At 34.6% G+C, this 12,692-nt stretch carries 13 protein-coding genes; all 13 read right to left on the bottom strand.

Annotation, left to right across the window (positions count from 1 at the left end; translation table 11 throughout):
• Positions 1-116: 116 nt before the first annotated feature.
• Positions 117-299, bottom strand: coding sequence for a hypothetical protein (locus EJK17_RS08245; protein ID WP_103662714.1), 183 nt, complete (start codon positions 297-299; stop codon positions 117-119).
• A gap of 1,785 nt (positions 300-2,084) precedes the next feature.
• Positions 2,085-2,345 carry a Blp family class II bacteriocin gene (locus tag EJK17_RS08240; protein WP_161494920.1) on the bottom strand — a complete coding sequence of 87 codons (261 nt, stop codon included), beginning with the start codon at positions 2,343-2,345 and terminating at the stop codon, positions 2,085-2,087.
• A gap of 17 nt (positions 2,346-2,362) precedes the next feature.
• Complete coding sequence (locus EJK17_RS08235) at positions 2,363-2,578, bottom strand: Blp family class II bacteriocin (protein ID WP_103662100.1); 216 nt, start codon at positions 2,576-2,578, stop codon at positions 2,363-2,365.
• Between the two features lie 147 nt (positions 2,579-2,725).
• A complete protein-coding gene (locus EJK17_RS08230) occupies positions 2,726-3,868 on the bottom strand; it encodes a DUF6568 family protein (RefSeq protein WP_103662099.1) in 1,143 nt (380 codons plus the stop codon).
• Between the two features lie 148 nt (positions 3,869-4,016).
• The gene (locus EJK17_RS08225) at positions 4,017-4,652 is read right to left on the bottom strand and encodes an HlyD family efflux transporter periplasmic adaptor subunit (protein WP_127796339.1); all 636 of its coding nucleotides are present in this window, start codon (positions 4,650-4,652) and stop codon (positions 4,017-4,019) included.
• Between the two features lie 11 nt (positions 4,653-4,663).
• A complete protein-coding gene (locus EJK17_RS08220) occupies positions 4,664-6,823 on the bottom strand; it encodes a peptide cleavage/export ABC transporter (RefSeq protein WP_127796338.1) in 2,160 nt (719 codons plus the stop codon).
• 10 nt (positions 6,824-6,833) lie between these two features.
• Entirely contained in the window at positions 6,834-7,631 is a 798-nt protein-coding gene (locus tag EJK17_RS08215; protein ID WP_103662096.1) for a LytR/AlgR family response regulator transcription factor, read from the bottom strand.
• Positions 7,632-8,321 carry a GHKL domain-containing protein gene (locus EJK17_RS11865; protein ID WP_236629365.1) on the bottom strand — a complete coding sequence of 230 codons (690 nt, stop codon included), beginning with the start codon at positions 8,319-8,321 and terminating at the stop codon, positions 7,632-7,634.
• Between the two features lie 654 nt (positions 8,322-8,975).
• Positions 8,976-9,122, bottom strand: coding sequence for a bacteriocin (locus EJK17_RS08205; protein ID WP_127796337.1), 147 nt, complete (start codon positions 9,120-9,122; stop codon positions 8,976-8,978).
• Between the two features lie 193 nt (positions 9,123-9,315).
• Positions 9,316-9,903 (bottom strand): ATP-binding protein, encoded by a 588-nt coding sequence (locus EJK17_RS12100; RefSeq protein ID WP_342769179.1) that lies wholly within the window; start codon positions 9,901-9,903, stop codon positions 9,316-9,318.
• A gap of 57 nt (positions 9,904-9,960) precedes the next feature.
• Positions 9,961-10,560: an AAA family ATPase gene (locus tag EJK17_RS12095; RefSeq protein ID WP_342769178.1), complete on the bottom strand. Its 600-nt coding sequence runs from the start codon at positions 10,558-10,560 to the stop codon at positions 9,961-9,963.
• Between the two features lie 150 nt (positions 10,561-10,710).
• Complete coding sequence (gene aroD / locus EJK17_RS08195) at positions 10,711-11,469, bottom strand: type I 3-dehydroquinate dehydratase (RefSeq protein WP_103662094.1); 759 nt, start codon at positions 11,467-11,469, stop codon at positions 10,711-10,713.
• Positions 11,470-11,486: 17 nt separating this feature from the next.
• Entirely contained in the window at positions 11,487-12,692 is a 1,206-nt protein-coding gene (locus EJK17_RS08190) for an MFS transporter (protein ID WP_103662093.1), read from the bottom strand.

The raw sequence follows: 12,692 nt of genomic DNA, 5'->3' as shown, positions 1-12,692 counted from the left end.
ACTTTATTTCTATGTTGCCCAAATGTATTCAAAATGCGTTAGAAGAGCCCGCCTAAAAACTAAATTAGGCATAACAAAGCCGGATCCCATAAGGAATCTGGCCCGTTTTAGTGCTTTCAACTTTCAGCCGCTTGACTAAAGGTCATCACAATCGCGTTGACTATCGGAAAAAGCACCAGAATTAAAGCGATTATACCTTCCAACGTTAAGAAGTCGCTGAATGAATATCGAACAAGATCAACAATGCCGATGATGAGGATCAGACCTGCCAGAATCCAAAAAGTGTATTCTTTTTTCATTCTTTCCACCCGCCTTCCGTCTTTATTGTATTACAATAAATAATCACTGCAAATAAGTATTTTGTTAGCTTTAGTCAATAACATTTATTGAAAAAATCGTATTTTTCTCTCTTTACCATCAGTTTAGCAAGAAAGCATCCCTTAAAACGTAAAAATACCAAATCAGTCCATTTTAAGACTAATTTGGTATCCTAATTAATTTTAATGAGCGATATTGATCCCAAATTCTAGCGGCAAGTGCTAACGTAATCACGATCATTGCAAAAAACAAAGCCTTTGAAGCATGTTCAATCGAAAATTCATTAAACATGTATGTGAATATGCAACCCATTAATAAAATTGACATGTCACTAGTAATGTGAAGTAACTGATGCAACCTTACTGAAAAAATAATAAACATCAGTACATCAACAACAAAAATACAAATTGGCAGATAATTTATACTCAGCATTTTTTACTCCTTTGACTACCCTTTGTTAATTGAAATGAAGATTAGAGATGTCGCTATCATGATAGTACCAGCAAGGAGCAAATAAGTTGGTTCCAATGGATTATGTTGAATCATTTGAAAACTGATATAAATTATATGGAAGACAAATTGCAGAATATAGATAATTTCGAAAATTAGTTTACCAGTAATCATATTTACTCCTCCTTTTTCTTCATTTATTCTTTTTAAAATCAGATAGCCTCAAAACATCTTCATAACCTAAAGCATAAAAATCACTATCATAATAATCGCATCAATAGCATAATTTACCGAACTTTCTTTAACCCCAAGTAATTTATTCAAAATAATGTCAAAAAGTATAAGTCCAACACAGATAATTAATGAAACTGCTTTTCTCTTGACGGTTAAAGGTTTTCTCTCACTTGACAGCACTGAACTGAAATAAATTATAAATGGAAGGAAAATTATACTAAAAACGAAAGACAAAACTATTTCTAAAGTAAAATTCCAACTAGTAAAAAAATGAATTGAAAACCCGTTATCGATCCATGATAAAAAAAGCAATAAAATCGTGGAAATCAATACAATAATTGTGCATTTCTTCGTAAATTTTCTATCCATAATTTTTCCCTTTCTAAAGAAGTTGTTAATGATAATATGCTACGTCAGCAACACAAATAGCCAACCCATTTTTATCAAATCTGTTCCTAAAATTAATCCATCTTTTAATTTTATTGTATATCAATAATTATTGATTGTAAATAAGTATTTTGTTGGCTTTATTCAATAATAATTATTGCATAAAATTATATTTTTTTCTTTAGTTTAACAAGGAAGCATCCCTCAAAACAAAAAAATACCAAATCGGCCTATTTTAAGACTGATTTGATATTTATTGACCTTAAAAAACAGTTGTTAATATATTAGAAAATGAATTACTTCATGACCTAAATTATAAACAAGAATAAAATAAAAGTTACATCAATCGCATAATTTATCCAACTTGTTTTAAATCCAAGCAACTTATTCAAAATAACGTCAAAAAGTAGAAGTGCAAAACATAAAATTAATGCAGCTACTCTTCTTTTTGTAGTTAAAGGCTTCTTTTCCTCGAATATCATTGAATCAAAAGAAATAATAACTGGGAGAAGAATTATGCTAAAAACGAAAGATAAAATTATTGCCAAGACAAATTTCCAACTAGTAAAAAATATAATTGAAAATCCACTATAAAGCCACGATAAAAAAATCAAAAATATAGTGGAAAAAAATACAATAATTGTGCACTTCTTTATAAATTTTTTATCCATTAATTTATCTTTCTAAATAAGGTATTAATGCCAATGATGATATGCTACATCACCAACACACATTGCTCCTCCACTAAATATTCCACCTGCAGCTCCCATAAGAGCTCCACCTAAAGTACCATACCCCGGCTCAACAAACGTCCCTCTCACAGCTCCACTAGCAGCACCAGTTGCAGCACTACCAAAAATTTCTTTAGCACATCTCTTTACCTTATTCCGTTTGCTAATACCACCTAGTACTTTGTTCAACTCATTTTCTTTGAGTTTCAAATAATAATTACACATATTGATTACCTCCATCATTATCTATTTTTTAAAAGATAGCCAACACAAAAACCAGAGCCGACAATTAGTCCAGCATTTGCTCCACCTACTACACCTCCTACTCCAAGAGGTGCAAAAATCGTTGCCCCTGTCTTGGCACCTTTTAAAATATCCATGCCACAATGTTTTACCTTATTTCGTCTGCTTACGCCTCCAATCACTTCACGCAACGTAGACTTTGCCAAAATTTCCATTTTAAATACCTCCTAATGTTTTCTCTTTACAAGTTTTTCTTTCCTTCAACTTGCAAATTTATAGTAACAAATCTAAGACTGCTCATGGCTTAGTTGCACAATTCTGCCTGTTTTATGACTTATTTTGCTTTTTAATTTCAAATCAGTCTACTTTGAATAAACTTTGTGTTCATGTAATTTAGTCGTCTTAGTGACTCTGGTACTCTTTTTATGACCATTATGCTTACCTTTCTTCGACTTATGGTAAACCACCTCATACTGAATCTGATTGATTTTGAATTGCTTTAAATACAAACTAGCTACTTTGCTAAGATCAATTTTTGAACTCATTACAATAAAGGCATTAGCAAAGAGAGTATTCGGTCTAATATTAATAACCAATACATCTTTACTTGAACTATCATCATTAGTCTCATATTCTTGAATCACTTTTTCGATATCTGAAACAGTATTAGCATACGACTTATCTTTTGTACTAATATCCTTGCTCTTAGTTACAGATTCAACTGGCTTTTTATCCTTTGTCACCTCATCTTTTGGAGTTGGCTTCTTTTCCTTAATAATCACTTTTTCAGCAATCTCGTTAGATTCAGGTGAATACAAAAAATCATACAACTCTTGTGCAGTTTTCTCTCCACCAATCCAAGCACTGATAATCTGATTATTCATAAATCTCATCGTGGTTGGCGTACCAGGAATGCCTATTTCCTTAAAGGCATATTCATAGGCGCCTTTCTCGGCATCAATGTCAAAATATAAAAGCTTGCCCTTAACCAACTTATTAAATTCTTTCAGTGTTGGAGAGAATTGGCGACAATAGTAGCAAGTTGGACGACCAATGTATAATAATCGATCTTGATTATCCTTCTTAGCAATTAAATCCTTAACTTGAACCATATTCACGCGATGAATATCTTTCACATTGTCTTGATACTCGTCAATAGTAATATCCTCATCGTCTTCATCTTCGTCTGAATTATCTTCAGATGAAGATTCATGTTGATCAGGCTTCTCTGCCTGATCATCACTGTCTTTACTATCAATAGAATTTTCGCTGTTATCCTCATTAGATGTAGCTAAACTGTTATCGGTAGTTTTCTCCGTGTTATCCGCAGTTTTAGTTTTAGTTTGTTTCTGCGCTTCAGTTGGTGTTTGTTCACTCTGGGCACTCTTCTGCTCGACTTGAGTTGTATTATCAGGTGAGACCTCATCTGCGTGTACAACTGCTGTGTTCATCATCAATAAGACAACTGGGCTAAGCATTAAAGTAATAATTTTCTTCTTTTTCATAAAAGACGTCCTTTCCATAGATTATTCCAATTAAAAAATAGCATTTCTTCGAGCCTCATACAGAAAGCCGAGCGAAATGAACGATAACTAGACTGATTCGGTTACTTTCCCCAAAACAAAAAGCTGATCATTCGACCAGCTTTATAAACTATTGATTTAGAACTTTATCTTTAATGTAATTGAAGTAGGTTGTTTTACCTGTAATAATGGTCAAGTCTCCCTGCATCCCATATCTAAGTTTATCAACACTTGTAGCCTTAACAGTTGCTAGAACTTGATAGACACTTTGTTTATGAATAGTTACAGGATAGGTATCTACTCGTGTGACTTTGCCTTTTAATCGTAGTGTATTTCCCTGAGCGTTAGGGACTTGAAAATATACAGTCTGTCCCTTGGCAATTGCAGTTATTTGACTTCCAGGCAAATAACTTACTAGCTGCAACTTCTTATGGTTAGTAATCCTTGGCATTAGATAGGCAACCTTTTTATTTTCATCACGATGAACAATTCTGTCAGATTTCAGTTTCTGCTTTTGATTATCTAATAACTTAACTTGCTTATTCTTCTTGATGATTTGACCTTCATGATATTTAGAAATGGGCACGTTTAATACCTGCTTAGGTTCAACTATTCCCATTGATTTCACAACATTTTGTTTAACTGCAAAGAAAGAGCCAATTAGCAAAAGAATTACCAAAATCGCCATTGGAGCAATAGTCATCGTCGAAAAATTCTTAAATTTATAGGAATAGAATTCACTACTATCATAGTTTTTATCATCCATAATGATTGCTCCTATTCTTTAACTAGATCATAGTAGAAGCCATGCTTTTGCATAAGTGCATCGTGACTGCCATGCTCCACGATTTGACCATGATCAATGACAACAATATTATTTGTTCTTTCGGCAATCGCTAATCGATGCGCAATGAAGATAATCGTCTTATCAGTCAAATTCATCAAATTATCAACTACCTTTTTCTCAGTAATTGTATCTAGTCCGCTAGTCACTTCATCAAAGATAAGAACTTTAGCAGGAGATAATAATGCACGAGCGATAGTTAATCTTTGTTTTTGACCGCCAGATAGGATCTTCGCATTTTCATCCATTTTAGTTTCAAACTGAAGAGGAAGATTCTGAATCTCATGATCAATCTCAGCAATACGACAAGCTCTTAATACATCTTCTTCAGTAAGATTAGGGCGACTACCTAAGAGCAAATTTTCTTTGATGGTGCCAGAGAAGACATACGGACTTTGTGGAACATAGTTAACATATGAACGCAAAACATGTTTATCAATCTCAGTCGTTTTCCAGCCATTAAAGGTTACGTTACCCTTACTTGGTGAGAAGAAATCAACTAATAACTTTACCATGGTTGACTTCCCTGAGCCACTCATTCCCACGATTGCTAATTTATCATTAGGCTTAATTTGCAAATTAATGTCTTTTAAAACATCGACCCCATAGCCATAGTGATAATCCACGTGTTGGTATTCAATCGGACCATTTAATTGCTCATACTGATTAATATGTGAATTCTTCTTGAACTCACTCTTCACCATATAAACTTCATTAAGACGATTTTGCGCAACATTAGCAGATTGCAAAGTAGGCTGCAGATTAATAATATTCTGCAAAGGATCAATGAAATATGATAAAAGTGCATTATAAGTCATCAACTGACCAATACTCATTTGTCCCTTCATCACAACCTTGGCTCCGATCCACAAAATTATGACATTCAGGGATAATTGGATGAATGTTTTTAGTGCTGTTTGCAGTGATTCAGTCTTGCTATATTTAAAGGACTTCTTCAAATAATTGACGAATTGATTATCAATTCTCCGATAACGAGTATTTTCACTATTTAAGGCTTTAATAGTTTCGATTCCTTGAATATCTTCAATAACTGAAGAGCTTAACACTGCATTACTCTCCATCTGATCATTGTTGAGCTTCTCGAATTTTCGAGTAAAGCTGAGAATGACCACTGCATAAACAGGTAAGGATAATAGCGTAACCGCAAACAAGGTCATATTCTGAATTGCCAAAACGATTCCCATCACAATCACGATTGACAAATCTAGGAAGAGCGAAATTACTGTACTTGCTAAAGCATCAATAATCCGACTAGCATCAGAAAACCGTGAGGTAATTTCACCAGTCTTTCGCGTAACGAAGAATTCCATCGGTAGTTCAAAAAGATGACGAATATATTGCAAGTTAAGATCAATACTTAACCTTTGTCCTAAGACATTCAATAAGAAATCTTGGCCATATGAGAAAATTGAATTAAACACATAGGCGATAAGTAAGCCAATTGCAAGAATGGAAAGAGTTTCATATGTTCCATTTGGAATGTAGGTATCAATCAAGCCTTGTAGAAAATATGAACTACAAATACTAATGATAGTCATTAATAAAGCGGCTAAGATGATGTTAGTCACTAGCCGCTTTTGTTTAAACATATAAGGAAATAGAGATAAAAGATTTTTCTTTTTTTCGGTGATTGGCTTGAAGTTATCGTTAGGCACCATAAATAGAGCAACTCCACTCCATTCTTGGGCAAACTTATCTTTTGCCATCTTTGTTAAGCCAACATCAGGATCTGGATCTGCGATTATCAGATATTTCTTTGTACTTTTTAAAACAACATAGTAGTGTAACAGTTCTCCATGCTTCAGAACATGTACAATGAATGGATACTGGATATCATTCATTTCAAATAAGGACATGTCAGCCTTGACCGCTTCAGTTTTAAAATTAAATTGTTGCGCTGTCTTAACTAAGCCTAACGCAGTTGTTCCTTCAAGATTAGTCCTAGCACAATGCCGCAAATGTGCTAGTGAGATATTTGAATGATACTTTTTGAAGATCATTGCTAAGCACGCAACACCACAATCAGACTCATCTACTTGAGGAACATATTGTGATTTATATTGAATTAACATTTTTGCCCCTCTACTTCGTTGAAATATCCGGATACTTATTCAGTAAGTTTTTAACAATCTGTTTCTTATTTCTTGAGAAGACAATCTGATCCCCATTGGGGAAGGTAATCGTTCGCTTAGAAATATTGACTGCATCAATATTTTCAGGATTTACAACACAAGACTGCGAAACCTTGATTAAGAAAGGGTTGTCATCGTCCAATTGAGAAATATTACCTTTGAATTCACTCTCACCATTTTCAGTTATCATATGAACTTTATGTTGGGTGAGGCTGTTTTCAATATAGTAAATAGAATCTTGGTTAACTTTTTGGACTCTCCGGCCAATTTGATAAGTAAAGCTTTTGACACCTGCTTTGTAATCATTTGTTAAGCGATCAAACGCATCATGAAGTGTCTCTTCCAGGCGATGAATAATAGTATCTCTTGGCAAAGATTTATTAATATAGTCAATTGCTCCAATTCGGCGACGATAAGTTAAAGGTGCGTATTTATCATAAGCGGTAACAAAGATAATTTGAGAATATGGATCTTGCTTCTTAATAAATTCAGCCAAATCAACACCATTCTTAGCTTCAGAATTCTGACTCAACTCAATATCGAGAAAGTAAATACCACCTTTAATATCTTTCGCCACAGTGTAACCCACTACTTGTTCAAAGGTATTAGCAATAAATGCCACTTTAGCATCAATCTGCTCATAATTTGAATTGTCATCTTGCATGTTTTGCATGGCAGAATTAATATCTCCTGATAGTTCATCAGCTAGACTACGATCATCATCACAAATTATTATTGGGCATTTCATTTACTCACCATCTTCCGTATCAATTGTTATGTAAAAGTCAAACCAATCATTTTCAACAGTATAAGAAATATCCATGTCAGGATATTTAGCTTCAATCTGCTTGACATTAGCTAAACCTAACCCTTGATGATTTTTCTTAGTTGTAAAGCCTTGCTTTTGAATTTGCTTGACCGAAATTTTACTCTTACGAGTCTTATTCCTAATTTCGTACTCAAATTCACCTGACTCAGCGGAATAGAACATAATCTGAATATCAGCTTGATTCTTCTTACCATCACCCATCAAAGCTTTGCTCTCTTCAATCGCATTATCGCAAGTAATGCCGATGATTCTGACTAAGTCCAATTCATCTACATGATCTGGCAAAGAGTAAATTCCTTTACGACATTCGAAATTATATTTAATTCCAAGATTGTACATTTCCGTCAATTTCGAAATAATAATACTTTTAATTGACTTCACATGAACATGATTAACATCTTTGTATTTCAACAAGGCCTGTGAATTAAGATTTGTTTGAGTATACTTGTCCAGCTTATCGATAACTTCTTGAACGTTACCTTCTTGAGCACTCACTTTTAACGAATTAAACATATTGCGGTAATCATGTCTAAAAGCTCGAAGTTCGTCCTCACTCTGTTCAAGGTAACCGGCATATTCTTCTAATTGACGTTGGTGATTCTTTTCCATTTCCTGTTCTTTGTTTTTTATATACTGTTTTTGCAGTCCAAGAATAAAATAGAAAATTAAAGCCATAAATAATAATTGTAATACCAACAAAATTGAAAAGATTATTGCAGTTACACTCTTATTATTTATATAAACATTAATAATAAAGACCACTAAAACAGAAATATAAAAATATCCTACCAAACTCAATACCAATTTTTTATTATTAGAAACCAATTAGCCATGTATTTTCTTATGTATTTTTTTGATTATTGAGAAGGCAATAAAATACATAAATATTGTAAATAGTCCAATTAAAATACGTGGATGTCTTGCCACGGAAAATAAAGTGAAAAATATTTGACTAATTATATCCATAGTTAAGTCAAAAATTAATGGAATTAATCCTGCACCAAATAGCAACTCGAAATCATTAATTTTCCTTCTATAAATGATAAATAGAAAAATCAAAAACAGAAAGTCGGAGATTATAAATCCCGAATTCAGTAGCAACGAATCTAAAGTAACCGTAACGATCAAATAGATACAAATAAACGCTATATCCTTTATATGCTTTATTTTGATATTTGAGATCTTATAAAAGCAATATATATCAAATAATATAGAAGTAAAATAAATAGCTATAAAAAAATAGATAATGAGAAAATTCATTTTTTAATGATGCTTTTTACCTCTATTTCCAAACAGAAATTTATCAATTACACCGAACCCATATGCTAATGCAACTGTATCTTTCCCACCAATAACCTTACTCAACTCTTCATCATTCAAAACTGACTTGTTTACAACTTTTTCTTCCATGATAAACCTCCGTTTAACAACTTTTTTCTTACAATGTCATCATATCATGAATCCTAATTCGCACCTAAAAAAGACCAATTCAGCCATCTTTCAGACTAATTTGGTCTTTTTTCATCACATTTCATCAAACTTAATTAACTTGCAATTAGTCATCTCTGCTATGGGAAAAGTTGACTGTTAAAGACTAACTTCTCTAATATCTGCTTACTACTGGTTCATTGCGCCATTTACATTCACCAAAGATTGCAAAATTGTGATCATCAGCTGAATAGCCCATAATATCTAACTCAACTTGTTGGTGAGTGCGCGCATCGGTGCCCCACCAGTTGCCTAATTGCGTAAACGGCGTCTGCTCATCATAGTGCTGCCAAAGATAATCTTGCGCGAGCTTTTCAAAAGCTGGGCCCAAAAAGTGATTAATTTGTGGTTGGATTCCTTGCCAAGCAACTTGGGTCATCCTTCGTTCAATCAGAGTTAGACGCGGAGGGATAAACCGATACCAGAATCTAAACATCCCGTCTGCAATACGACAAACTGACTTTTTACTTTTCTTACCTACATCAGTAATTGGCAAGGTCCGCCTAATAATTTCTAACTCGATTAGATTATCTAAGTACGGTTTTAATGACGTAATTGCAATCCCACTAGCAGTGACAATGTCATTCGTTCTTGACGCACCATTCGCAATTGCGGCAATGATCGAATTATAATTAGCAGGATCCCGCAATTCTTGCTTCAACAAGTTACCTGGCTCTTCAAAAAGACGGCCATCTTTTTTCAAAAAGCAATCAATAATCGCCTCTTTAACTGTGGACTTTTTATTAAAGTAACTTAAATACTAAGGTATTCCACCTGAAATCGCGTACATGGCAAAAGCGTCTTGTTTATTAAATTGAGGTAACATTTCCTGTGCTTCTTGAAAATTGAAAGGCTCAATTTTCAATTGCAAGGTACGACGTCCGTATAAAGGACTTTGGTAACCTAGAACCTGCTTTTCCATGAAGGACATTGATGAACCACAAAGAATTAAAAATAATTGCGTTTTCTTGAATACGCGATCAATGTAAGCTTGCAGTAATGAGCTAAAACCTGGAAAAGATTCAGCCAGATATGGGTACTCATCAATTACAAAAACCAGTCTTTGCTTTTTAGCTAAAGCAGCCACCCGATCCAGAAGTTGATCAAAATCTCGATACATTGGTGCAGCATTTATTTCAGGGTCTTCGAATTGAGCAACGGCTCTACTCATGCGTTGTAAGATAGACTTTTTATTTTCCGGCATTGCCGTGAAACAGATTACGTCTTTATCTTCAACAAATTTCGAAATTAAGGTTGTTTTACCCATTCGTCGTCGTCCGTAAATCACGGCAAACTCAAATTCATTGTTTTGATAGTGCTCATTTAAACTAGCTAATTCATCTTTGCGACCGATAAACATTTTTTGCTTTCGCCTCCTGCTTAATTATTATAATCGTAATAATAATGATTATAATTATAATTTTTAATCCCATAAAAAGGGCGACTGACCTCTCGATCAATCGCCCTTTTGGAATTAGTTTTCTAAAAACTCAACAATAATATTTTCGATCTATTTAACTTCCAAACAAGATTCTGCTTGACGCAGATCTTCAATTGAAAGTTGTCCTGGTGCCGAAGTCTGCCCTACTGCACCAAAGGATAAGCTTGAGCCAAATACTTGTCCAGCTACCCGGCTAACTTTACCCAAGTCACCCATGGCCATCGTGATCAATGGCTTGTCAATGACATGACTAGCAGCGGTCGTGGCACTGAGTAAAGTCAACACATCTTCTGCGGTGTGTGGCATGCAAGCTAATTTTGGCACGTCAGCACCAAGTTCTGCCATCTTCTTCAATCTGAATTCAATGACGTCCTTAGCAGGAACTTTTTCAAAGTCATGGTTACTCATGATGACGACGACATTATAGTCATGGGCAAGTTTGACCAAGTCCTTCACCCGTTGTTCATCATGGAATAACTCAATATCAACGGCATCCCCCAAACGCTGTTCAATCACCGTTTGCACTAAGTCAAGATACTTATCTTCACTTAATTCCAGCACGCCGCCTTCGTTTTTAGTTCTAAAAGTAACTAAAATTGGTAATTCACCAACTGCTTCTCTTAACTTCTTCGCAGTGGCAATTAACTTAGAACTGTCTTCAATACCGGTAGTATCGTAGTCAATCCGCCATTCCATTAAGTCAGGCTTAGCAGCAACGATTTTCTTAGCCGATGCCAAGATTTCATCTTCATTAGTGCCCACATTAGGCACAGCGATCTTAGGTAAGCCTTCACCTAAAACAATATTTCTAATCTTTACGGTTGCCATAGTTATGACCTCTCTAATTATTTACCTAATTTACCAAATAACTTCTTGTAACGAATTGCAATTAAAGCAGTATCAATGAAACCAATCAATGCAACGATTACGTCGAAGAACATAACGTTTCTCATGTTACCAATCCAGCCAATGAATAGTGGAATAGTAAATGAAGCAATTGAACCTGCAGTGTAGAAGAAACCAGTTACAGTACCTTTACCAGCTGGGAAGAAATCTGCCATAACTGTTAATGCTAATTGCATTACACCACCAGCTGCAAAGAATCCAACTAAGAAAGCTAAGATTCCCATCAAAACTGGACTAGTTGGGAACATCCACATTAATAAGATTGAAATAAATGCACCTAAAGTATAAACAGGAACAAATTGAATTTCACTAATCTTCTTACCAAGAACAGCAGTCAACAATACACAGATGATTGAACCGAGTGAGTACCAAGAAACAAGTGAGTGAGCTGCGCCTTGTGCCATATGACCAACTTCTTGACCATATTGAGTCAACATTTGACTTACTAAGTAGAAAGTAGCTTGTGAAATGTAACCATAGATAATAAATAAAGTACCATCTAACCAAAGGTTACTCTTAACTTTAGAACCACTAACGGCTTCTTCTGCAGCTTCCTTCTTTTCATCTGCTTCAGCAGCAGCCTTTGAATCTGGGAAAGCTCCACCAAATAAGAAGTACAAGAAAGTGATAACTAAGATAGCTGCTGGGATCAAGAATGACCAACCATACCATAAACCTGCTGCAGCTAAACCACTAACAATAAATGGAAGTAAGAATTGACCTGCAGAAATGAAGGCTTTCAAAATAACGTTTGAAGTACCCTTTGCATTAGGATAGATTTCCATCAAGCCAGGATAAGTACCAGTATCAAGGAATGAGTTAGCCATCCCAGCTAAGATACCTAAGATATAAGCAACAACTACATTCTTAGAAAATAGAATACCTACGAAGAAAATAAAGTAAGTTGCAATACCTAATTGAACAAATGGCTTTCTACCAAACTTATCAGATAAAATACCTGAAATTAACAAGTTAATAATTCTCCCAACACCAAGTGCTGAAACAACTGCTAATGCTCCTGTAACAGTAGTACCCCATTGATGAGCTAAGGCTGTGGCATTTTGCGATAGGATAATTACACCCATACCGTGAACGAAGTAGTTAAAGTACAAGGCTAGCGCCGTTGGCGTATACTTATTTTTCAT

Origin of the sequence: Lactobacillus xujianguonis, assembly GCF_004009905.1 — a bacterium.
Taxonomy (GTDB): domain Bacteria; phylum Bacillota; class Bacilli; order Lactobacillales; family Lactobacillaceae; genus Lactobacillus; species Lactobacillus xujianguonis.
This window is presented reverse-complemented; position numbering and strand designations above follow the sequence as displayed.